The 21428-nt window shown below is 68.6% G+C and carries 22 protein-coding genes; 12 read left to right on the forward strand and 10 right to left on the reverse strand.

Annotated features, from left to right (window positions below):
* Window positions 1-73 precede the first annotated feature (73 nt).
* On the forward strand, window positions 74-943 hold the full coding sequence (locus tag IU450_RS12830; RefSeq protein ID WP_195149989.1) for a MerR family transcriptional regulator: 870 nt from the start codon (window positions 74-76) through the stop codon (window positions 941-943).
* A gap of 81 nt (window positions 944-1024) precedes the next feature.
* Here IU450_RS12830 and IU450_RS12835 read toward each other — a convergent pair whose 3' ends face one another.
* The 3 genes from IU450_RS12835 to IU450_RS12845 form a co-directional block, all read right to left on the reverse strand.
* A complete protein-coding gene (locus IU450_RS12835) occupies window positions 1025-2386 on the reverse strand; it encodes an NtaA/DmoA family FMN-dependent monooxygenase (protein ID WP_195149990.1) in 1362 nt (453 codons plus the stop codon).
* Between the two features lie 13 nt (window positions 2387-2399).
* Window positions 2400-3647 (reverse strand): LLM class flavin-dependent oxidoreductase, encoded by a 1248-nt coding sequence (locus IU450_RS12840; RefSeq protein WP_228834448.1) that lies wholly within the window; start codon window positions 3645-3647, stop codon window positions 2400-2402.
* 300 nt (window positions 3648-3947) lie between these two features.
* A complete protein-coding gene (locus tag IU450_RS12845) occupies window positions 3948-4625 on the reverse strand; it encodes a TetR/AcrR family transcriptional regulator (protein WP_195149991.1) in 678 nt (225 codons plus the stop codon).
* An 18-nt stretch (window positions 4626-4643) separates the two neighbouring features.
* Between IU450_RS12845 and IU450_RS12850 the strand changes: the two genes are divergently transcribed.
* Complete coding sequence (locus IU450_RS12850) at window positions 4644-5114, forward strand: DUF6463 family protein (protein WP_195149992.1); 471 nt, start codon at window positions 4644-4646, stop codon at window positions 5112-5114.
* 240 nt (window positions 5115-5354) lie between these two features.
* Here IU450_RS12850 and IU450_RS12855 read toward each other — a convergent pair whose 3' ends face one another.
* The 4 genes from IU450_RS12855 to IU450_RS12870 form a co-directional block, all read right to left on the reverse strand.
* Window positions 5355-5693, reverse strand: coding sequence for a hypothetical protein (locus IU450_RS12855; RefSeq protein ID WP_195149993.1), 339 nt, complete (start codon window positions 5691-5693; stop codon window positions 5355-5357).
* Entirely contained in the window at window positions 5684-6319 is a 636-nt protein-coding gene (locus IU450_RS12860; protein ID WP_228820785.1) for an MspA family porin, read from the reverse strand. The genes IU450_RS12855 and IU450_RS12860 overlap by 10 nt, the downstream gene beginning before the upstream one ends.
* Window positions 6320-6418: 99 nt before the next feature.
* Window positions 6419-8374, reverse strand: coding sequence for a glycoside hydrolase family 15 protein (locus tag IU450_RS12865; RefSeq protein ID WP_416382862.1), 1956 nt, complete (start codon window positions 8372-8374; stop codon window positions 6419-6421).
* Window positions 8375-8522: 148 nt separating this feature from the next.
* Window positions 8523-9104 carry a TetR family transcriptional regulator gene (locus tag IU450_RS12870; RefSeq protein WP_195149995.1) on the reverse strand — a complete coding sequence of 194 codons (582 nt, stop codon included), beginning with the start codon at window positions 9102-9104 and terminating at the stop codon, window positions 8523-8525.
* An 84-nt stretch (window positions 9105-9188) separates the two neighbouring features.
* On the opposite strand from IU450_RS12870, the gene IU450_RS12875 reads away from it, so the two are divergent.
* The 6 genes from IU450_RS12875 (at window position 9189) to IU450_RS40555 (ending at window position 14570) form a co-directional block, all read left to right on the forward strand.
* Window positions 9189-9662: a DUF4334 domain-containing protein gene (locus IU450_RS12875; protein WP_195149996.1), complete on the forward strand. Its 474-nt coding sequence runs from the start codon at window positions 9189-9191 to the stop codon at window positions 9660-9662.
* Between the two features lie 6 nt (window positions 9663-9668).
* Complete coding sequence (locus tag IU450_RS12880) at window positions 9669-10757, forward strand: NAD(P)-dependent alcohol dehydrogenase (RefSeq protein ID WP_195150053.1); 1089 nt, start codon at window positions 9669-9671, stop codon at window positions 10755-10757.
* A 135-nt stretch (window positions 10758-10892) separates the two neighbouring features.
* Entirely contained in the window at window positions 10893-11465 is a 573-nt protein-coding gene (locus tag IU450_RS12885) for a 3'-5' exonuclease (RefSeq protein ID WP_324197650.1), read from the forward strand.
* Between the two features lie 262 nt (window positions 11466-11727).
* Complete coding sequence (locus IU450_RS12890; protein WP_195149997.1) at window positions 11728-13149, forward strand: cytochrome ubiquinol oxidase subunit I; 1422 nt, start codon at window positions 11728-11730, stop codon at window positions 13147-13149.
* Between the two features lie 3 nt (window positions 13150-13152).
* The gene (locus IU450_RS12895; protein WP_195149998.1) at window positions 13153-14187 is read left to right on the forward strand and encodes a cytochrome d ubiquinol oxidase subunit II; all 1035 of its coding nucleotides are present in this window, start codon (window positions 13153-13155) and stop codon (window positions 14185-14187) included.
* Between the two features lie 251 nt (window positions 14188-14438).
* Window positions 14439-14570 carry a hypothetical protein gene (locus IU450_RS40555; RefSeq protein WP_267470541.1) on the forward strand — a complete coding sequence of 44 codons (132 nt, stop codon included), beginning with the start codon at window positions 14439-14441 and terminating at the stop codon, window positions 14568-14570.
* 97 nt (window positions 14571-14667) lie between these two features.
* Here the strand turns inward: IU450_RS40555 and IU450_RS12900 are convergent, their stop codons facing one another.
* Both IU450_RS12900 and IU450_RS12905 read right to left on the reverse strand, forming a co-directional pair.
* Window positions 14668-14934 (reverse strand): hypothetical protein, encoded by a 267-nt coding sequence (locus IU450_RS12900; RefSeq protein WP_195149999.1) that lies wholly within the window; start codon window positions 14932-14934, stop codon window positions 14668-14670.
* A gap of 607 nt (window positions 14935-15541) precedes the next feature.
* Complete coding sequence (locus IU450_RS12905) at window positions 15542-16330, reverse strand: IclR family transcriptional regulator (RefSeq protein ID WP_195150000.1); 789 nt, start codon at window positions 16328-16330, stop codon at window positions 15542-15544.
* A 141-nt stretch (window positions 16331-16471) separates the two neighbouring features.
* Here IU450_RS12905 and IU450_RS12910 point away from each other — a divergent pair, with 141 nt between their 5' ends.
* From IU450_RS12910 to IU450_RS12925, 4 genes are all read left to right on the forward strand, one after another.
* Window positions 16472-17293: a 2-keto-4-pentenoate hydratase gene (locus IU450_RS12910; RefSeq protein WP_195150001.1), complete on the forward strand. Its 822-nt coding sequence runs from the start codon at window positions 16472-16474 to the stop codon at window positions 17291-17293.
* A 5-nt stretch (window positions 17294-17298) separates the two neighbouring features.
* Entirely contained in the window at window positions 17299-18279 is a 981-nt protein-coding gene (locus IU450_RS12915; RefSeq protein ID WP_195150002.1) for an acetaldehyde dehydrogenase (acetylating), read from the forward strand.
* Window positions 18276-19301, forward strand: coding sequence for a 4-hydroxy-2-oxovalerate aldolase (gene dmpG, locus IU450_RS12920; protein ID WP_195150003.1), 1026 nt, complete (start codon window positions 18276-18278; stop codon window positions 19299-19301). The genes IU450_RS12915 and dmpG overlap by 4 nt, the downstream gene beginning before the upstream one ends.
* Window positions 19302-19556: 255 nt before the next feature.
* Window positions 19557-20495 carry an undecaprenyl-diphosphate phosphatase gene (locus IU450_RS12925; RefSeq protein ID WP_195150004.1) on the forward strand — a complete coding sequence of 313 codons (939 nt, stop codon included), beginning with the start codon at window positions 19557-19559 and terminating at the stop codon, window positions 20493-20495.
* Between the two features lie 87 nt (window positions 20496-20582).
* Here IU450_RS12925 and IU450_RS12930 read toward each other — a convergent pair.
* On the reverse strand, window positions 20583-21428 hold an 846-nt coding region (locus IU450_RS12930), incomplete at its 5' end, for an AMP-binding protein (RefSeq protein WP_195150005.1).

A 21428-nucleotide genomic window follows, 5' to 3' on the forward strand; every position in this document is an offset into this window, starting at 1 on the left:
CGTATGCGACTGCTGCCGGACTCATCGCCTGGCTGCTCGGATCATGGCGAACGCGGGCAGGTGCGGTCCGGTAATGGTTGACGAACAGGCCGCGCAGTACACGGTGGGCGCGGTGGCGACGAGACTCGGCCTTCCGGTCGCCACGCTGCGTAGCTGGAACCAGCGCTACGCGATCGGCCCGCCGAGGCCGCGGGCCGGCGCCCACCGTCGATATACCGAAGCCGACATCGCCACGTTGGAGCGCATGATCGGACTCGTCAGAGCAGGCGCCACACCCGCCAGCGCGGCACGACAGGCGCTCGCCGGTGCCGAAGCCGATCCGGCGCACACGGATCGCAGCGCCCTACTGGCGGCGGCCGAAGGGCTCGAACCGGATGTCGCGCTCACCATGATCATGGCCCGGCTCGGGCGCGACGGCGTCGTCGCGACCTGGAACCGGCTGTGCCGCCCGGCCTTCGCGGCGATCGTCACCGGGCAGAACAGTGGCCGCGGGCTGATCGAGGTGGAGCATCTGCTGTCCTGGGCGACGATCGCGGCACTGCACCGCATGTTCCCGCCGGTCCGCCGCCCGCGTTCCCAAACGCCGATTCTGCTGGCGTGCACGGCAGGGGAGAATCACGTGTTGCCTCTCGAAGTGCTCCGGGCCGCGCTGGCGGAGCGCGGCATCGTCACGCTGCTACTGGGCGCCGCGGTACCCGACTCCGCCTTGACGGACGCCTTGTCGCACTACCGTCGACCGTGCCTGCTCACGCTGTGGTCGCAGATGCCCGAGACCGCCACGCCGGGAACGTTGTGCGCCGTGCGACCGGCGGCGGCGCGGGTGCTGGCCGCCGGACCGGGCTGGGCCACCGTCACGCTACCGTCCGAGGTGCCCTACGCCCGCTCGCTGGAGGACGCACTCGAGACGTTGAGCGAGCTCGGCAGTCGCCACGGCGCCCCGTGATCGGGACCACCGACCCGCGCCGCGCCGACGTCCGTACCGGACGGACCTGAGTGGTCTCCGGCGTTCGGCAGGAGGCGGACCTCAGGCGCGAGCCGCCACCGTGGACCGCACGTTCGGGAGACCGAGATTGTCGCGCAGCGTCGCCCCGGTGTACTCGGTGCGCAGCGCGCCGCGCTCTTGCAGCAGCGGCACCACCTTGTCGACGAACTCATCCAGGCCCCAGGGCACCAGATGTGAGCCGAGGATGAAACCGTCGGAGCCGTCCTCCTGGACGAAAGTGTCGATCTGCTCGGCGACCTGGGCGGGAGTTCCGACCAGGGCGCCGCGCTCGAACTGGTCGATCACCACCTCGCGCACACTGAGTTTCTTCGCCTCGGCGACCTGGCGCAGACGTTCGGCAGTGGCGAAGCGATCCTGGTGGACGAAGGCGCGGCCCTGGATGATCGGTGGAGCATCGGGATCGGGGTCGATAGCGGGCACCGGGCCCTCCGGGTCGTAGCCGGACAAGTCACGGTTCCAGATCTGCTCCAGCAGAATCAGCGCGGTCTGCCCGGTGACCTGTTCCTCACGGATGGCGTGATACTTCTCGATCGCCTCGGCCTCGGTGTCACCGAGAACGAAGCTCGCCGAGGGCAGGATCTTGATGTCGTCGGCCGCGCGTCCCGCCGCTACCGCGCGCGATTTGATGTCGCGGTAGAAGTCCGCGGCCTCCGGCTGCTTGCCGAACGGGGAGAAGATGGCGTCGGCGCTCGCCGCGGCGAACGCGCGTCCTTGGGGTGACACACCAGCCTGCAAGATCACCGGCCTGCCCTGCGGGCTGCGCGGCACGGTGAAACGACCGGAGATGTGGAACTGGCTGCCGTGGAGGGCGAACGCGCCCGCGTCCGGCCGGGCGAGGAACCGTCCGGAGCCCTTGTCGGCGACGATGTCCGCGGCGTCCCACGAATCCCACAGTGCGCGAACGGCGTTCAGTGTCTCCTCGGCCCGCGCGTAGCGGTCGGCCGGATCGAGGAATCCGCCGCGCCGGAAGTTCTGCCCGGTGAAGGCGTCGAAGGAGGTCACCACGTTCCAGGCGGCCCGGCCGCCGGACAGGTGATCCAGGCTCGCGAACTGCCGGGCCAGCTCGTAGGGCTCGTTGAAGGTGGTGTTGATCGTGCCCGCGAGCCCGAGATGCTCGGTGACGGCGGCGATCGAAGCCAAGACGGTGAGGGTGTCCGGGCGGCCGATGATGTCCTGGTCGAAGATCCGGCCCGCGCGTTCGCGCAGGATGAGCCCTTCGGCGAGGAAGAAGAAATCGAATTTGCCGCGTTCGGCGGTGCGCGCGGTGTGTTCGAAACTGCTGAAATCGATCTGGCTGCCCGCCTCGGGATGCCACCAGGCGGTGTGATGGTTGACGCCGCCGAGGTAGGCGCCCAGGATGACCTGCTTACGGGGGGTGCTCATAGGGTGACCTCGCTCAGGCAGTCGCGTAACGGTTGGGAACGTCGGTGGGCAAACCGAGCAGTGCGCGCAGCGAACCGTCCGGATAGCCGGAGCGGAATACCCCGCGTTGTTGCAGCGCGGGGACGAGCCGGTCGGTGACCGCTACCAGATCATCGACCGCTACACCGGGCCGCAATCGGAATCCGTCGAGTCCCTGCCCGCTCCAGTCGGTGAGCAGGTCGGCGAGCTCATCGGCACTGCCCGCGAAAATCGCCGCGTCGGAATCGAACTCGCTGCCCGCGACCTCACTCAACCGCGTCAGACGCTGCGGACCGGTCTCCTTGTCGGTGTCGAGGAAAACGGTCAGATCGGCGAAGACCCGCAGCGGCTCACCGTCGCGATCCACTCGTGCCGCCGCGGCCGCGACCTGCTCCAGGACGGCGGCCGGACCGGTCTCGCGAGGTGGCGTCACGAACACCAGATCCGCGCCGCGGGCGGCGAATTCGAACACCAGCGGGGCGTGCGCCAGCGCCGCCACCACCGGCTGCCCTTGGGGCGGACGCGGTGTGATCGACGGGCCCCGGACGCTGAAGAAGCGGCCCTCGAAGTCGATGTAGTGCAGTTTGTCGCGATCGATGAAGCGGCGGGTGGCCACGTCACGAATCTCGGCGTCGTCCTCCCAGCTGTCCCACAGTCGCCGAACCACCTCGACCGCGTCGGCGGCTTCGGCGAACAGGTCGTGGACATGGTCGGGGAAGACGCCGGACGCAACCGCCTGCGCGATTTCGGCGGCGGTGAGGTCGCGCACTTCGCGGCGTCCGAAATGGGCTGCCTCCTCCGCGGTTCCGGACACCCGTGCCTGCCAGCCCGCCCGGCCACGCGACGTGTAATCCAGGGTGGCGATCGCCTTGGAGACGTGGAAAGGCTCGGTGTGCGTGGTCGTCACGGTCGGGATGAGGCCGATGTGCCGGGTGGCCGGGGCGACCAGCGCGGCGATCAAGTGGGCGTCGATCCTTGCCCGCACCTGGTCTACGGCGTCATCGGTCTGTGCGTGCCATCCGCCCGGGATGCGGAGGCTGTCATCGATGCTGACGAAATCGAGCAGTCCACGCTCGGCGATCCGCACCAGGTCGGTCCAGTAGCCGGGGCTGAACAGCTCGGCGGGCCGGGAGTTCGGCTCCCGCCACGCGGCCGGATGCCAGCCCGCTCCGTCGAGCGCGACGCCGAGATGCAGTGGGTTCGGTGCCATCGTCTCCCGTTTCTGTGCATGCGCGAATGTCATGTCGTGCAACGTGCGAATCGGTGCGATGTGCCGAGACGATGGCGCGCCGAGGGATCGGCGAGATCGGCCGGATGAGCTCTACGACGCCACGGGACACGGATAACACCTGGATACGGCCGCATATCGAGTGGAGCGCGCGGCGCGGTCCCTGCTGGGTGCGATGCGTCAACGATTGAGATCAGCTCGAGCTATGGGAAATACCTACGCCCACCGGGAGCCGGTGGGAAGTCCGAGCCCGCCTGCCTCGAGGAAGCAGGCGGCGCCGTTCCGGTTCGCAGCGTTGGATCGACTCGGTGATGTTCACTGTGGCGGCGGCCGCAGAAGGTGTTCTCCGGCGAGCTGGATGGCTTCGCGCGTGGTGTACCCAGGGTGGTCGGCGACGATGAAGTGGCGGCCGATCGCGAGGGCGAAGGTCAGCGTGCTGCGTGCCTCGATCTCGTCGAGGTCGGTGAGGAAGGCCCCGAACATCTTGCGCAGGAACGCCATCCGCTCGTTGTCCATCCGCCGCAGGCGAGCGGCGACGGACTCGTCGTGGCGGGCCCAGGCCCGTACCGCGAGATCGATCCGGTGCAGGTCCTCGGCGAAGGTCAGGCGTCCCGCGCGGCGGATCCGGTCGGCGGCATCGGCGCCTTCGGCGTCGGCCTGGGCGATGACTTCGGTCGTGCAGCGCCGTTCCCATTCGTCGAGCATTTCGGCGAGCAGCGCGGGGCGGCCGTCGAAGTGCCCGTAGAACCCGCCTTTCGTGACGCCGAGCTCGGCGGCGAGCGTTTCGACGCGGACAGCGTCGGGCCCTCCCCGGGCCAAGGCTTCGAGTCCGGCCTCGATCCAGCGGGCTCGTGTCGTGCGGGGTATGGCGGGAATCGGGTCACCTCCATTGATCGCGCCGTATTCATACGCTACCGTACAGATGAACTGTACGGCACCGTATAAAAGAGCGGCACCGTGCCCGGCGAAAGTGCGAGAGAGCCGGGGCGGCATAGGAACCGGAAGGTCACGATGAACTCCACGAAGCGATTGCTCCGCTGGGCGGCCGGAATCATGCTCGTGCTGGGCACAGGGCACCTGATTCTGCTGGCGCTCGCCTCTTGGGAGGAGATCACCGGCTGGGTGGATCGGGGGCTCTGGGCTGCGGTCCCGCTCGAGCTTTCCGGCGCGCAGACGGTGGAGTCGCTGCAGAACAAGGTCACCTTCTGGGCCGGGCCGGGGAGCTTCGCCGTGCCGCTGATCCTCTTGGGTCTCCTGATCTGGCGCCTTGCCGGCCACGGCGTGGCCGTGCCCGCCTGGTTCGGCTGGGGCCTGGCGGTGTGGTGTGTGCTGGGTGGCGTCCTTCTGGTGCCGTCGCCGTACTTCGTCGGTGCCGTCGCCGGGGTACTGGTCATCTGGGCGGCGCGGCAGGACGATCGGCCGGAGAGCGCGGCGGGGCCGACATCGCCTGGTACCGAACGAACCTCACTCGACCCCCGCTGAGCGGGAGTGATCCTCGCGCGAAACGCGGCCGGGCGGTTTCGGCTATAGGCGGGTCGATTCGTAGATTCGAGGCGGCCGCCGACAACGGTCGCAACCGATGGTCGAAAGCCAGGGCCGATCATCACCGGCAAACGGCCGAAGTTCGACAGCGACCTGTGGCGGCCCGATCCGCGCGTGATCGAGGCGGCCGACCGTTCTGCTCGGCCGAGTAGCGGAGGCGAATTGCCGCCCCCGACTCGTCTACCTGGCCGGCACGATCGGTGTGCCGCTGCCCGGCCCTGGCGTGGGCGGAACCAGCGCGCCGGCGGGCGTATTGGCGCTGGGCGCCGAACGCGCGGGCGGGGGCGCCAGCATCTGCAACGGCAGAGCCGGTGGCGGCGCCGCGGGCCCGCGGGACCCGGGCTTGTCGGCGCCGCACGCGGCAGATGCGGGCCCGCTCGGTGTCTCTCCGCAGCTCGGCGGTGGACCGGCCGGAACGATGGGGTCGGCGGAGGCGGTCGCGGCGGCGATGATCAGTGACACCGACACACCGGCCGGCGCGATCCAACGCCGCCATGCCCGCGCCTGGATCACAGCCATATCGGGTCACCGTAGACGGCGACCGAATTGTCCGCCGTGGCCGTGGAAATCGACACGATCGCGAACGAACGCAGGCTGACCGCGCCCGCACACGCATCGATCTTGATCTGTATCTGATCGACGGAGATCGAGCCGTGCGCGCCCGCGAGCGCTTTCGTGCCGAACGTGATGCTGCTGATGGTGCCGGGCTTGATGGTCGTCGACATGTTCGGCAGCGCCAGCGCGCTGCCACCGACCGCGAGGCCGGGCGAGGGAGCGACGGTCACCATGGCGTTCGGGCCGATCGCCGCGGACAGGCCCACCGTGAGGCCGTTGGAGACATCGGCTTGGCAACCGATCTGATAGCCCAGCTGTAACGTCCCCGAGTTCACGGGCTCCCGGCCTTCGCCACCGATATCGGCCGCCGCCGACAACGTGACGAACCCTTCCCGGGTGAACGGGGTGGCGGCCAGATTGGGCACGCGTTGAACGTCTTCCGCGGTCTTGCTGATCCGCAGCTCCCAGCCGTCCTCGGTGTCGATGACGCGAGATTTGTCCGCTACCGGGTCAGCGGTCGCGGGGGCGCTGGTCATGCCGAACGCCGCGGTCGCAGCGATGCCGAGCATCGCTATCGTCGAGCCCTTCAATGAAATCCTTAGTCCTGTTAACAGTCGGACGTGATAGTACTGACTTCGTCCTCGCGGCGGCACGGAAGACTGTCCATTGTTGACCGGCAGCGGTTTTCGTCACCGGTGGATGTATCCCCGGGTGAGTGGTGCGTCGTCGAGTCGTGGGGCGATCGACTCGCCGCCGAGTGCCTGCCGCAGGATCGCCTGCTCGTCCTGGATGACGTGCATCACGGCGTTGATCAGGGCGAGGTGGGTGAACGCCTGGGGGTAGTTGCCCCAGTGCCGTCCGGTTCGGGGATCGATCTCCTCGGCGTAGAGGCCGAGGGGGCTGGCGTAGCCGAGTAGTTTCTCGCACAGCTGTTTGGCTCGTTTCTTTTCGCCGATCTCCGACAGCGCCGAGACCAGCCAGAACGAGCAGATCGTGAAGGCGCCTTCCTCCCCGGCGCAGCCGTCGTCGGTCTCGCCGACGCGGTATCGCAAGACGAGGCCGTCTTCGGTCAGTTCCTCGGCGATGGCCAGCACGGTGTTGCGCACCCGGTCGTCGTCCGGCGGCAGGAATCGGACCAGGGGGATGAGCAGGGTCGAAGCGTCCAGCGCCGTGCTGCCGTAGTACTGGGTGAACACCCGGCGAGAGTCGACCGCGTGTGCGCAGATGTCGGCGTGGATTTCGTCGGCGGCCCGTTGCCAGCGGTGCGCGCGGTCGAAATCCTGGTGGATGCGCGCCAGCCGGGCCCCGCGATCGGCGGCGACCCAGCACATGACTTTGCTGGAGGTGAAGTGCTGGGGCTGCCCGCGAACCTCCCAGATGCCGTGGTCTGGTTCGCGCCAGTAGGTGAGGGCGCTCTTGACCGCGCGGCCCAGCAGCGGCCAGGCGCGTGCATCGATTTGATCCTGGTGACGGGCGTAGAGGTAGACCGCGTCCAGCGCCGCACCCCATACGTCGTGCTGGCGTTGCCGGAACGCGCCGTTGCCGATGCGCACCGGGCCCGCGTTGTCGTACCCGCGCAGGTGGGGGAGGGTGTGTTCGGTGAGGTCGGTTTCGCCCCCGATGCCGTAGACGATCTGCATGTCCCTGGCTTCCTCGGTCAAGTCGAGGATGTAGGAGAAGAAGTCGTTCGCCTCCCAGCTGAAGCCCAGGGTGTACAGGCCCCACAACGCGAAGGCGGAGTCGCGGATCCACGAGTAGCGGTAGTCCCAATTGCGTTGTCCACCGGGGGTCTCGGGCAGCGATGTGGTCGCGGCGGCGGCGACCGCGCCGGTCGGTGCGAAGGTCAGTCCCTTCAGGGTCAGTGCGCTGCGGGTGAGTTCCGCGGTCCACGGATGGTCCGGAAAGCGCCCGCCGGCCAGCCAGTGCCGCCAATGATGAATCGTCCGCAGCAGGCGCTCTTCGGCCTCGTCGACGTCGCTGGGAGCGTCGCGCGTGCCCCAGGACAGCGCGCAGAAGCGGGTGTCGCCCGTCTTCAGCAGGGTGCGGGCGACCGCATGCGTACCTTCCAGCCCCAACCGCATGTCGGTGCTCAACGTCAGTTGCAGGTCGGTTCCCTCGGCGCTGGCCTGTGCGAGGTAGTAGCTGCCCAGGTAGTCCCACCGCGCGCGATACCTGCCGTAGTCGAAGGCCGGTTGACAATCGAGGTTGAAATGGATCTGTCCGGTCTCGCAGTGCACCGTCCGCAGCAGGATGTGCTCGGCGTCGTAGTCCGTGGGGGTGCGCCGATGGGCGCTGCGTCCCGGTGTCTGGTGCCGCCACGGCCCGACCAGCAAGACGTCCCGCACCGTCGCCCACCCGTCGCCGCTGCGCCAGCTCGTCTCCATGACCATGGTGCCGGGGATGTAGCGACGGTCGGTGGGCACCATGAAGTCGGCAGGGGCGAACCGGAACGAGCCTGCGGAGCGATCGAGTATCGCCGCGAAGACACTGGGGGAGTCCATCCTCGGCAGACACATCCACTCGATGGCCCCGCTCGGTGCGATGAGGGCGGTGACTTCGCAATCGGAGATGAACCCGTAGTCATCGATGCGCGGGAACGCCGTGAGCCGCGGTGCGCGTTCGATCTCGTCCATGCGTTGCTCCATCGTCGTCTCGGCCCCACTCCAGCCGGGCATCCGCGCGATTTACCTGCTGGACCGCCTTCCTTCAACGCTGCGAGCGGTACGGGCGTGCGTGATGTGACGCTCTACTAGCCCACCACCTTGTGGGTCGAGTCGGCAAGCCCCTGGGAAGTCAGCGACGGTCAGCGGTGCGGTGCGCGTCCGGGCTGACCAGTCGGTGGGCGGCGAGTACGGTGGCGGCACGGCGTTCGGTGATGTTGTGGTGGTCGGTGCGGGTGGCGTGCATGGCCGCCGTGCGGGCGAGATCGGTCAGCATGACGATCAGGGTGATGGGCTGGAACGCCGACGTGATCAAGCCCCGGTCCTGTCCATGGCGGATTTCGGCGAGCTTTCCCGCGATGATGCGGCGGATGGCGTCTTCGGCGGCGGGAATGTGGGTCTGTTCGATCTCGGCCCAGGCCTGCAGCCGGGCGTTGTCGGGGTGTGCGATGTAGTGATCGAACAGCCTGCCCACGTAACCGGGCAGGTCGGCGGCGTCGAGGGCGGTTTCGGCGGTCGTTTGGGTGACCCATTCCTCGGTGACCGCCGCATAGAGCTCGTCCTTGCCTGCGAAATACGCGTAGAGCCGGTCTTTGCTCGCTTTGGCCGCCTCGGCGATCCGGTTGATGCGCGCACCGGCGATGCCGTACCGGGCGAACTCCGCCTTCGCGGCGACGAGGATCCGTTCGCGGGTGGCCTGACCTGCTGCGCGCATGGCGGCATCCTATCTTGCCGAACCTTTTGGTTCGGATATAGAGTTTCCGAACCAAAAGGTTCTGGAACCACATCGGGAACGAGGATGGATATGGGCTCCGTGGGGAATGGCTGGCGCGATCTCGCCGAGCGGGAGACGGTGTCGGCGGCCGAGCTGGACGCGCTGTGGGCCGAGTTGCCGGTCGCGCGTGCCGAGGACATCCTGGGCGAGTGGAAGGGGGCCGCGTTCCCGACCGAGCATCCGCTGCGCAAAGCGCTGTCGGTGAATCGCTGGTACGGCAAAACCTTTCACGCCCTGCTCGATGCGAAGCCGTTGATCTGCCGCGCCGAGGACGGGTCGCTGTTCTCCAATGTCGAACTCGGCGGTGGCGGGGAAGCGACGCTGTGGAACATCGAATTCCGGGGCGAGGTGACCGCCACCATGGTCTACGACAGCCGCCCGGTCTTCGACCACTTCAAGTGGCTCGACGACAACACGCTGATGGGCATCATGAACGGCCGCCCCGATGTGGTGCTGGTCGGTGGTGAGCACTTCTACTTCCTGCTCGAGCGGATCTGAGCGATGGTGACCACCACCGCGGTGCTCTCCCGCGATCCCGCCGCGCCGTTCACCGTCGAAGCCGTCGACATCGATGAGCCCCGCGACGACGAGATCCTGGTGCGGGTGCAGGCCACCGGCATCTGCCACACCGACCTGGTCACCCGTGCGGCAGGGGGCGCCGACCATCCCGTGCTGCTCGGACACGAGGGCGCCGGAGTGGTGGAGACCGTCGGCGCGGCGGTGACCGGTGTGCGGCCCGGGGACCGTGTCGTGCTGACCTTCCGGCACTGCGGAACGTGCCGGAACTGCCGAGCCGCTCGCCCGGCCTATTGCGTGCGCGCGGTGGAACTCAACCAGTTCGGCGCCCGGGCGGACCGGACGCGCCGGGTCACCGTCGCGGGCACGCCGGTGCGGGACGGGTTCTTCGGCCAGTCGAGCTTCGCCGCGTACGCGTTGAGCACGGTCGACAACACGGTGGTCGTGGACACCGAGGTCGATCCGGCGGTGGTGGCTCCGTTGGGCTGCGGGTTCCTGACCGGCGCCGGAGCGGTGCTCAATGTGTTGCGGCCGGACCGGGATGCCCGGGTCGCGGTCTACGGCGCGGGCGCGGTCGGCATGGCCGGTGTGCTGGCGGCGCTGACATGCGAGGTCGCCGAAGTGGTCGTGATCGAGCCGTCGCCGTTCCGGCGGGCGTTGGCACTGGAACTCGGCGCCACCGCTGCCCTCGATCCGGCGGCCGACGACATCGTGCCCGCAGTTCGCAAGCTGACCGACGGCGGGGCGACCCATGCACTCGACACCACGGGATCGGCGAAGGTGCTCGCCGCGGCGGCCGCCGGACTCGCGATCGGCGGCACCGTGGTCGCGGTCGGTCTCGGTGCCGGAGTCCCTCCGATCGACCTGCGCGATATCGTCCTGGGCGGCAAGGTGATCCGCGGCTGCCTCGAAGGCGACGCGGTGCCCGCGACCTTCATCCCCCACCTGCTGGACTTGCATGCCGCCGGCCGTTTCCCGATCGATCGGCTCATCACCACATACCCGCACACCGACATCAACCTCGCGCTCGCACAGCAGCGCGAGGGCACGGTCGTCAAACCCGTCTTGACCTGGTGACCGTACGAGTCCGGCGGCTCGGCGGATTCGGACGGAAATGACGGTGCGGCGGTGAGCGCCGCGGGTATGTCCGGCACGCATTCCGAACCCGAAAACGGTTTGAGCGCTCCTTGCTCCGGTCCATACTCTCAGCGTGTGAACGAGTTTTCCGGGCTGCTGAATGTGGTCGATGTCGAGGCGACCTGCTGGGAAGGGAAGGTTCCCGCGGGTGCGGTCAGTGAGATCATCGAGATCGGACTGACCGTGGTCGACTTGGACGCGGGGGAGCGGATCGCCAAGCACCGTATCCTGGTTCGGCCTGCGCGATCGACGGTCAGCGCGTTCTGTACCGAACTCACCGGACTCACGCAGGAAGAGGTCGACACCGGCATGGAGTTCGTGGATGCGTGCCGCCTGCTGGCGCGCGAGCACTCGGCCGGGCTGCGGCCGTGGGCGAGCTGGGGTGACTACGACCGCAAACAGTTCGAACGGCAGTGCGCCGCCACCGGCGTCGAATATCCCTTCGGGCAGTGGCATACGAATGCCAAGCAGGTATTTTCAGAGGCCTACGGATTGAATCGCCGTCAGGGGATGGCCGGGGCGCTGCACATCGCCGGGCTGCCCCTGGAGGGCCGTCACCACTGCGGTGCGGACGACGCGTGGAACATCGCCGGTCTCGTCCTGAACATCCGCGAACGCGACGCTTGGCGCACCACTTCGGGAGCCTGACCCGCCGGACTGCTTCGGTAGCGCAGGTGGTAACCGGGCAGCAGTGCCGTGTCGCTCACCGCGGGTGCCCGGCCATCGTCCGCTGTGCATCAACCACGAACACGGGCCGCCCGATCCTGCCCACGACCGGGACCGCTGGGCGCGACCGGCCGCTGCCTGATCCTGGGCGACTTGCCTGGTTGGTGCGGTGCAAACGGGGGATACCACGCGAGAGGCCGGAGTGCGCAGGCTCCGGCTCCGGCGATCGCGGGAAGGGGCTGGCATGGTGTCGAGCACGCTCGTCGCGCTCTACCAAGCGTCGGCAGCGGAGCCGCCAGGTTTGCTGCCCGCGCGCCAGCAGATGGCGTTTTCCCTGGGGTGGCACATCGTGCTGGCCTGTTTCGGGGTGGCGTTTCCCGCCATGATCTACGTCGTGCATCGTCGCGGCATCGTTCGCGACGACCCGGTCGCCCTGGGGCTGGCCAAGCGGTGGGCGACGGTGTCGGCGATCCTGTTCGCCATCGGCGCGGTCTCCGGAACGGTGCTCAGTTTCGAAATGGGCTTGCTGTGGCCGGGGCTGATGGGCCGCTACGGCGACGTGCTGGGCTTGCCGTTCGCCTTCGAAGGACTTTCCTTCTTCATCGAAGCGATCTTCCTGGGCATCTACCTCTACGGATGGGGTCGCATGCCGCCGCGCCGACACCTCGCGATGCTGGTCCCGATGGGCGTCGCGGGGGTGGTCGGCACGTTCTGTGTGATCAGCGTCAACGCGTGGATGAACAATCCGACCGGATTCCGGCTCGTCGACGGCGAGGTGACCGATGTCGATCCGTGGCGGGCGATGTTCAACGGCGGCGTCTACCTCCAGTTCGCGCACATGTGGGTCGGGGCGTTCATGCTCGTCGGATTCCTGGTGGCCGGTGTCTACGCTGCCGGTCTGCTGCGGGGACGCCGCGACGACCACCACCGGCTGGGTTTCACGGTCCCCTTCGTCTTCGCCACGGTCGCCGCGCTCGCGCAACCTCTCATCGGGCACGTTCTCGGGATGCGGGTGCACGATACGCAACCGTCGAAGTTGGCCGCGTTCGAACTGGCCACCACCACCGAAGGGCCCGCTCCGCTGCGGCTGGGCGGCGTGCTGATCGACGGTGAAATCAGGGGAGCGCTCGAGATTCCCCGCCTGGGGTCCATCATCGCCCGCAACTCGCTGACCGCCCCTGTTCCCGGTCTGGACTCGGTCCCTCTCGCGGACCGGCCACCGGTCAACATCACCCACCTCGCCTTCCAGACCATGGTGGTGATCGGCACCCTGCTCGCGCTCATGGTGATCGTCTTCTGGTTGCTGCGCTGGCGGCGGCGCGACCCACTGGACTCGCGCTGGTTCCTGCGGGCGGTGGTCGCCGCCGGGCCCTTGGCGGTTCTCGCGCTCGAATGCGGCTGGATCGCCACCGAGGTGGGCCGCCAGCCGTGGACGGTGTGGCAGGTGCTGCGCACTACCGACGCCGCCAGCTCGAGCAGCGGCCTGTGGTGGAGCTATATCAGCGTGTTGCTGGTGTACGCCGGGATGACGGTGGGTGCGATCGTCGTCCTGCGTTCCATGGCCCGCCGCTGGCGCGCCGGCGCCGCGACCATCACCGCCCCCTACGGGCCCGGAGCATCGCCGGTCGACCAGGCGCAGCGCGCCCGCAGCGTCGGAAAGCCGTGACCGATGGATCTCTCGGACGTGGTCGCGACGGCGATGTTCACCGGAGTGGTGCTGTACGCGCTGTTCGGTGGCGCGGACTTCGGCTCCGGCTTCTGGGACCTGACCGCGGGCGGCCCCCGGCGCGGCAGCCGCCTGCGAGTGCTCATCGACCACAGCATCGGCCCGGTGTGGGAAGCCAATCACGTCTGGCTGATCTATATCCTGGTGTTCCTCTGGACGGCCTACCCGACGGTGTTCGCGGCCGTCATGACCACCCTGTTCATTCCGATGAGCCTGGCCCTGCTCGGAATCGTGTTGCGCGGGGCGAACTTCGCATTCCGCAAGTACTCCGCGACGCTGGGCCAGGCGCGCCTGTTCGGCGCCCTGTTCGCCGGCGCGTCGCTCATCACGCCGTTCTTCTTCGGGACCGCCGTCGGCGCGATCGCCTCCGGCCGGGTGCCCGCCGAGGGTTACGGCGACGTGGTGCGGTCGTGGCTGAATCCGACCTCTCTCCTGGGCGGCACACTGGCCGTGGGAACGTCCGCCTTCCTGGCGGGGGTCTTCCTCACCGCCGACGCCGCGCGGTCGGGCGATTACGCGCTCGCCGACTACCTGCGGCCTCGCACGCTGATCGTCGGCGGCGTGACCGGTGCGGTCGCGATCGCGGCGATCGCACCCATCCGCCACGACGCACCGACCCTCGGTGCCGGACTTCTCGGGCGCGCTCTACCCCTGATCGCGCTCTCGGCCGCCGCGGGCGTGCTCACCCTGGTGCTGGTGTATCGCCGACGCTACGGGTGGGCGCGGGTCCCCGCGGCGGTCGCGGTCGCCGCGATCGTCATCGGGTGGGCGGTCGCGCAGACGCCGTGGATCCTCGTGGACCGGATGCTCATCGCCGACGCCGCGGGTGCCCGAGCGACACTGCTCGGACTGCTCGCCGTCGTCGCCGTCGCCGCGGTCACCGTGCTACCCGCTCTGGGCTACCTGTTCTGGCTCACCCAGACCGATGCGTGGGTCCGCGACGAGCCGGTCTCCGTCGAGTCTCCGGAGCAGGCGTAGACACAGCCGTCCGGGCCCGCACACGAAGCCGGGCGACCGAGAACCGCACGGCAGCTCCGCGAACCAGGTACCGAAAGAACGGTTTGTTTGCGGCCGTGCGTGGTATTCGGCGCACGTATCGGCTCGACAGCGCGGTCGTGCCGGTACCCATCGGGGCACCCCTGCTGCTCGAATGACGGCGCGCCATGTTTCGCGCCGCACGAGAACGAGGTGCCTCTCTCTCGAGGCTTTACGGCGCAGAGGAATGCATTGTGATCGAGAACGCGAACGTGCCCATCACCGACGACGAAGACCCGGACCGGATCATCTGGCCGGAGTCCAGCTCTACGAGCGCCTGGTGGGCGGATGTGATGGGCCACCGATTCCCCGAACCCAAACCGTGACACGCGGTTGATTCCATCCCTCTCACCCGCAGTGCGCTGCTCGGCCGGTGTGACGGGGGATCGAGCTGGACCTCGCCGGAGACGGACCGGGCGCGCGCTACGCGCCGGAACCTTCGGGCTCCGGTGAACGGTGCAGCGCGAGGAGTTTGTCGATGATCTCGATCGCCGTCAGTGCGGACGGTGCCGTGTCACCTGCGGCGTCGGTGCGGAGCCGGGCGGCGATGCCTGCGGGGCACCCCGCTCCTGGCCGGGAGGTGGTCGCGCATGCCGTGCAGCTCTCGACGGCATCGGCGAGATGGGCTTCGACATTGCGCACGTCGAGCGCGGCGATCAAATCGAGCCCGCTCAAGAACTTGATCGGCATGTCGATGGGTTTCCTCTGGCTCAATATCCGATCGGTCGGCGGTCGCCCCGGATTGTTCCAGCCTCGCCCGTGCCGCGCAGCTCGACACGGCTGGGGCATCGGGACGGCTTTCCGATGACCGGTCGATCGAGCTGTTGGCAAGCGATGTCACGGAGGACGGGCTGGAACGGTGATCCGGCGGGTGCGAATCCGTTGCGCGGTCGACGGCGTTGTCGGCCTTCCGACGTCGTTGTCGGGGGCGGATGTCCGGTGACCGCGTTGTCGTCCGGACGAGGAGCAGCACCCGTTTATATAGGCTCCGCATCGGTAATGTAACAGATGGATATATCTCCTGGGAACCCCCAGCGAACTGCAAGGTCTGTATGCATACCCCCTGCCTGCGTGTGATTTCCTGTTCGCGTCAGGCGAAGCAGGCAAAGATTCAGCGACGGACCGCGACGGTATGGTGTGCGGACCTGGTCCGGCGAGCCGCCGGTAGCACCGGCGGAGTAGGTAGTGGGGAGGATCCCGGCGGCGTTCGCTGGGGACACCCGCCCGCCGAGCGGGTCTTTCCGCGCATCCGCCCCTTGGCCGCTGGCGCGCCGACCCCAGTGGTCGGGCGAATTCCTCAGGCGGTGGGTGTGGTCAACAGCCGGGTCCGCCGGGCGAGGGTGAGACCGATCCCATCGGCTGCCGCGCGGACCGACGCCGCGTGGGCATCGGGGTGGAACCGGTGGGACGGGCCTGCCACGCTGATCGCGGCCACCACCTGGTCCGCCTCGCGGACGGGGGCGGCCACGCATACGAGACCGGGAGCCGATTCCTCGAATTCGAACGCCACGCCCTCGGCCGCGATCCGATCGAGCTGGTTGCGCAGCGTGCCCGGCAGGATCATCGTGCGCGGAGTGTAGCGACGAAGCGGTCCGGCCAGTACCTGGTCGCGGAGCGCGGCATCGGCGTTGGCCAGCAGCACCTTGCCGATGGCCGTGCAGTGCACCGGCATCCGGCCCCCGATCCGGGACGGGGCGCTGGCCTGCCTGCGTCCGCCGATCTTCGTCAGGTACACCACATCCGTGCCGTCGAGAACGCCCAGATGCACGGTCTCGTGGATGCGCGCGTTGAGCTCCTCGAGGAACGGGATGGCCACCTCGAGCAAACTCCGCTCGACCGACGCGCGCATCCCCAGCTCGAACAGATATCCCCCGAGCCGATACCCGGCCTCGGTGCGGTCCAGCAGCCGCACCGCCACCATGTCGGCGAGGACCCGGTGCAGGGTTCCCTTCGGAATGCGGGTCCGCCGCCCGAGCTCGGCCAGGCTCAACGCGCTGTCATCGATCGCGAACGCCTCGAGCACCGCCATGATCTTTCCCAGCACGGTCGAACCGTCTACCGCGCGCCCGGCAGACGCAGATGACATCGTCGCCCTCCGCCCTTTCGCTCCGCACCCACCCTACCGGCAGCGTTCGACTCAGTGGAACGTAATGCTGGCGGGCCCGTCCCACCCGCGGCGACAGTGAGACCACTGCCTCGACCCTCCTCACGAATTCCGGGACTGCATATGCCAACACCTTCCGGCCTCGAACGGCGCACTGCCGCAGTGGACGCCACTGCACTTGCCGCCGACCTGCTCAGTGCCGCCGCCCGCTCCGGCACCCCGTGCGCCCCGGTGCGCGATCTGATCGGCGCCGACGACGTGGCCGCCGCGTACGAGGTGCAGGAGCGGCTGACCGTCGACCGCATCGCGGCGGGCGCCGAAATCGTCGGCCGCAAGATCGGCTTGACCTCCCCGGCCGTGCAGCGGCAGCTCGGCGTCGACCAACCGGATTTCGGAGTGTTGTTCGACGATATGCACTACCGGCAGGACACGCCCGTGCCGCTGAGCAGACTGCTGCAACCGAAGGTGGAAGCCGAGATCGCGTTCGTGCTGGCCGAGGACCTGGCCGATGGCCCGCTCGACGCGCAGCGGATTCGCGGCGCGGTCGACTACGCCGTGGCCGCGCTCGAGATCGTCGACAGCCGCATCGCGCGCTGGGACATCACGTTCGGTGACACCGTCGCCGACAACGCCTCCAGCGGCCTGTTCGTCCTCGGGACCGAGCGCCGCACCCTCGATTCCTTCGACCCCGTTTCGGTCCGGATGCGGATGGCGATCGGCGGCGTCGAGGTGTCGACCGGAACCGGCGCCGCGTGTCTCGGCGACCCGCTCCACGCGCTGGCCTGGCTGGCACGGACCACGCGGGAGTTCGGCCGTCCGCTGCGGGCAGGCCAGATCGTGCTCTCCGGAGCGCTCGGACCGATGGCCCCGATGGAGGGCCCAGGAACCGTCACCGCGGACATCACCGGCCTCGGCTCGGTGACCGCGACCTTCATTCAGGAGTGAGACCCATGAACGACAGCCCCGCGCTCAACGTCGCGGTGATCGGATCGGGCAACATCGGCACCGACCTGATGATCAAGGTGATCCGGCACTCGAAGGTGCTGGAGATGGGCGCGATGGTCGGCATCGACCCGGCATCCGACGGCCTCGCCCGCGCCCGCAGGCTCGGCGTCCCGACCACGGCCGACGGCATCCGAGGCTTGCTGGAGCTGCCGAACTTCGACGAAATCGACGTGGTCTTCGACGCGACTTCCGCCAAGGCCCACGCTGCCCACGCCGCGGTGCTCGAACCGCTCGGCAAGCGCCTGATCGATCTGACACCGGCCGCCCTCGGCCCGTTCGTCGTACCGGCGGTGAACCTCGACGAACACCGCCACGCTCGCAACGTCAACATGGTCACCTGCGGCGGGCAAGCGACCATCCCGATCGTCGCCGCCATCTCCCGTGTCGCCCCCGTGCCCTACGCCGAGATCGTCGCGTCCATCGCGTCGAAATCCGCCGGACCGGGTACCCGCGCCAATATCGATGAGTTCACCGAGACAACCGCGCACGCGATCGAAACGGTCGGCGGTGCCCGCCGCGGCAAGGCCGTCATCATCCTCAATCCCGCGGACCCGCCGCTGATCATGCGCGATACGGTGCTGTGCCTGGTCACCGCCCCGGATTCGGCCACCCACGAGGCGATTCGGGAATCGGTCGAGCGCATGGTCACGCAGGTGGCCGCCTATGTGCCCGGCTACCGGCTCAAGCAACAGGTCCAGATCACCGCCGTGCCGCAGGACCAACCCGTGCGCACCTTGCTCGGCGCAGGCACGGTGGCCGCGCCCACCCATCAGGTGACGGTATTCCTCGAAGTCGAAGGCGCCGCGCACTACCTGCCCGCATACGCGGGCAACCTCGACATCATGACCTCGGCCGCGGTGCGCTACGCCGAATCCATCGCCGACCCGATCGCCGCGGCGCGGGCAGGACAGGAAGCTCTCCGATGACCCGACAACTGTTCGTCCAAGACGTCACGCTGCGCGACGGCATGCACGCGGTGCGCCACCGCATCACTCCCGGCGACGTCGGCCGGATCGTGGCGGCGCTCGACGCCGCGGGAGTCGACGGCATCGAGGTCGCCCACGGTGACGGCCTCGCCGGAGGCAGCTTGAACTACGGCCCGGGCAGCAACACCGACTGGGAATGGATCGAAGCCGCTGCCGCCAACCTCACGCACGCTCGGCTGACCACGCTGTTGCTGCCCGGCATCGGCACCATCAGAGAACTGGAGCAGGCCTACCGGCTGGGCGTGCGGTCGGTGCGGGTGGCCACCCACTGCACCGAAGCCGATGTGTCCGCCCAGCACATCGCCACCGCACGGGAACTCGGCATGGACGTCTCCGGATTCTTGATGATGTCGCACATGGCCGAACCGGCGCGCCTGGCCGAACAAGCGAAACTGATGGAATCGTTTGGGGCGCATTGTGTCTACGTCACCGATTCCGGCGGCCGGTTGACCATGGACGGTGTCCGCGTCCGCGTCCGCGCCTACCGTCAGGTGCTCGATCCGGGCACCGAGATCGGCATCCACGCGCACGAGAATCTTTCCCTGTCGGTGGCCAACTCCGTTGTCGCGGTCGAAGAAGGCGTCACCCGGGTCGACGCATCGCTCGCCGGACACGGCGCCGGGGCGGGCAACTGCCCGCTCGAACCGTTCGTCGCTGTCGCCGATCTGTACGGCTGGAAGCACAACTGCGATCTGTTCGCTTTGCAGGACGCCGCCGACGATCTGGTGCGTCCGCTGCAGGATCGCCCGGTGCGCGTGGACCGCGAAACCCTCACGCTCGGATACGCCGGGGTCTACTCGTCCTTCTTGCGGCACGCCGAAGCGGCGTCGCGGCGCTACGGCATCGATGTGCGGACGATCCTGCTCGAGGTGGGACGCCGCGGACTGGTCGGCGGGCAAGAGGACCTCATCGTCGACATCGCCCTCGACTTGCTCGACGATTCCAGCGGGGTACGCGCCTGAAGCAGGGCAACGCCCTGAAACTCACCGCGCGGCAGGTACGCCGTACCCCGCTCCGGCCGGCACGATCCCCGGGCGGGTCGTGCTGGACGTGGGAACAGCAGGTGTGCTGCTGGCAGAGCGCACGACGAAGTCGGACTGACGGCACAGTGTGGATGTGCACGGGGCGAGAGCCGCTCGGGCGGTGCAATCGAGCGCACGCGGACGGTGCGGGAGGCTCGTCAACGGTTCCGTTGTGCGCGTGCGAGACTCGCTACGATGCTCACCTATTTTCAGGCGGCTGTCATCGGTGCGGTGCAGGGTGTCACCGAACTGTTCCCGATCTCCAGCCTGGGCCACTCCGTGCTTGTTGCGGGTTGGCTCGGCGGCGATTGGGAGAAGCTGACCGGTGCGGACGAGTCCGGTACGGGCACACCGTATCTGGCGTTCGTGGTGGCGTTGCACGTGGCGACGGCGGTGGCACTGCTCGGCTACTACTGGCGGGACTGGTGTGCCATCGTCGCGGGCTTCTTCACCACGCTGCGAACCCGGCGCCTCGACACCATTCCGCAGCGGCTGGCGTGGCTGATCGTCATCGCCACCATTCCGGTCGGTGTGCTCGGAGTTCTGCTGGAACATCCGTTGCACGCCCTGTTCGGGACGCCGATCTACGCCGCGGTCTTCCTTGCGCTGAACGGTGTCGTCCTGATCGTCGGTGAGGGACTGCGCCGACGGAACGAGCCGTCACTGGCCGAATACGGTCGACGGTTCGCCCGGCAGGAGGCCCGAAGAGACACGCTCACCGCCGCGGCGGAAACTCGCCGCCAATCCGACCGGCCGCTGGCCGCCCTGTCCGCCGGGGACGCCCTCGGCATCGGCTTCGTTCAAGTCGGCGCGCTGCTGACCGGTTTCAGCCGGGCGGGCCTGACCATGGTCGGCGGCTTGTGGCGTGGTCTCGCGCACGAGCACGCGGCGAAATTCGCCTTCCTGCTGGCCACTCCGGCGATTCTGGGTGCGGGAATCCTGGAGATACCGGAGCTGGTCGGCCCGGAGACCGACGGCGCCGGGGGACCGGTGCTGGTCGGCGCCATCGTGTCCGGGGTGTCGTCGTGGCTGGCAGTGCGGTTCCTGGAGCGGTACTTCCAGACCCGCACACTGCTGCCGTTCGCGGTGTACTGCCTCGCCGCGGGGACACTCTCGATCGTCCACTTCAGCTGAGGTCTCCCGCTTTTGTGCGCGCGAGTGACCGCGATCGAGCGGCCGCACCGGAATCCCTCCGATCCCGATGCGGCCGGGCGGCGACGATCAACCGGTCACGCATTCGTCTTCCAGCACTTCACCGTCGCCGTCCAGGACGATCGCCGCGCCGACGGTGCCGCAGGCGACCAGTTCGATCAGGGCCGTCGAGGATTTCGGATCGCCGTGGTGCAGGATCTGGGACTCGTAGGTGAGTTCGGCGCGGGTGCGAAGTTCCTCGGCCGCGGTGGCGAGATCGTCGTAGCTGATCGTCTGCGCGCCGACGAACGCCGGATCGCTGCCGCGCAACGCACCTGTGCGGTGGGCGTAGGTGACCGGGCGGGGTGATTCGGCGGCGATCTCGGCGACCACGGCCGGGTCGTCGAGGGCGAGCCAGTCGGGTGCGTCGCCGGACCGGGTGCTGCCCACCGTGAGACCGACCTTGATCTCCAGGTCGTCCGGCAGCGCCGCGTCGAGTGCGTCGACCGGTACCACCGCGGCGCCTGCTTTGAGTACGGCCCAGGTGGCGATGACGGCTTCGATCCCGCGGTCCAGCCGCACCGCCACACCCGCGCCGGGTCCGCAACCGCGTGCGATGAGCACCCGCGCCAACCGCGACGAGCGGGTCTCGAGGTCGTGGTAGGTCAGTTCCTCGTCGCCGGACACGATGGCGGGGGCATCGGGATCGTCCTCGACCGCGGCCACCAGCGCCTGAGTCAGTGCGGTTCCCGCGGTCGTGGTCGATGGCGACGGGGCGGCGGGTTTGGCGACGGCGGTGACGAGTTGGTGCTCGGCTTGGTCGAGGATGTCGATGTCGCCGATGAGGGTGTGGGGGTTGGTGGCGATGGTGGTGAGGATGCGTTGGAGGCGGTGGCCGAGGGTGTGGATGGTGGGTTCGTCGAAGAGGTCGGTGGC

This window comes from Nocardia abscessus (assembly GCF_015477775.1).
GTDB lineage: Bacteria > Actinomycetota > Actinomycetes > Mycobacteriales > Mycobacteriaceae > Nocardia > Nocardia abscessus_A.

Coding starts and splice junctions, on each gene's coding strand:
- IU450_RS12830 (WP_195149989.1), top strand. CDS start 74: ATGGTTGACGAACAGGCCGCGCAGTACACGGTGGGCGCGGTGGCGACG.
- IU450_RS12835 (WP_195149990.1), bottom strand. CDS start 2,386: ATGAGCACCCCCCGTAAGCAGGTCATCCTGGGCGCCTACCTCGGCGGC.
- IU450_RS12840 (WP_228834448.1), bottom strand. CDS start 3,647: ATGACATTCGCGCATGCACAGAAACGGGAGACGATGGCACCGAACCCA.
- IU450_RS12845 (WP_195149991.1), bottom strand. CDS start 4,625: ATGCCGCCCCGGCTCTCTCGCACTTTCGCCGGGCACGGTGCCGCTCTT.
- IU450_RS12850 (WP_195149992.1), top strand. CDS start 4,644: ATGAACTCCACGAAGCGATTGCTCCGCTGGGCGGCCGGAATCATGCTC.
- IU450_RS12855 (WP_195149993.1), bottom strand. CDS start 5,693: ATGGCTGTGATCCAGGCGCGGGCATGGCGGCGTTGGATCGCGCCGGCC.
- IU450_RS12865 (WP_416382862.1), bottom strand. CDS start 8,374: ATGGAGCAACGCATGGACGAGATCGAACGCGCACCGCGGCTCACGGCG.
- IU450_RS12870 (WP_195149995.1), bottom strand. CDS start 9,104: ATGCGCGCAGCAGGTCAGGCCACCCGCGAACGGATCCTCGTCGCCGCG.
- IU450_RS12875 (WP_195149996.1), top strand. CDS start 9,189: ATGGATATGGGCTCCGTGGGGAATGGCTGGCGCGATCTCGCCGAGCGG.
- IU450_RS12890 (WP_195149997.1), top strand. CDS start 11,728: ATGGTGTCGAGCACGCTCGTCGCGCTCTACCAAGCGTCGGCAGCGGAG.
- IU450_RS12895 (WP_195149998.1), top strand. CDS start 13,153: ATGGATCTCTCGGACGTGGTCGCGACGGCGATGTTCACCGGAGTGGTG.
- IU450_RS12900 (WP_195149999.1), bottom strand. CDS start 14,934: ATGCCGATCAAGTTCTTGAGCGGGCTCGATTTGATCGCCGCGCTCGAC.
- IU450_RS12905 (WP_195150000.1), bottom strand. CDS start 16,330: ATGTCATCTGCGTCTGCCGGGCGCGCGGTAGACGGTTCGACCGTGCTG.
- IU450_RS12910 (WP_195150001.1), top strand. CDS start 16,472: ATGCCAACACCTTCCGGCCTCGAACGGCGCACTGCCGCAGTGGACGCC.
- IU450_RS12915 (WP_195150002.1), top strand. CDS start 17,299: ATGAACGACAGCCCCGCGCTCAACGTCGCGGTGATCGGATCGGGCAAC.
- dmpG (WP_195150003.1), top strand. CDS start 18,276: ATGACCCGACAACTGTTCGTCCAAGACGTCACGCTGCGCGACGGCATG.
- IU450_RS12925 (WP_195150004.1), top strand. CDS start 19,557: ATGCTCACCTATTTTCAGGCGGCTGTCATCGGTGCGGTGCAGGGTGTC.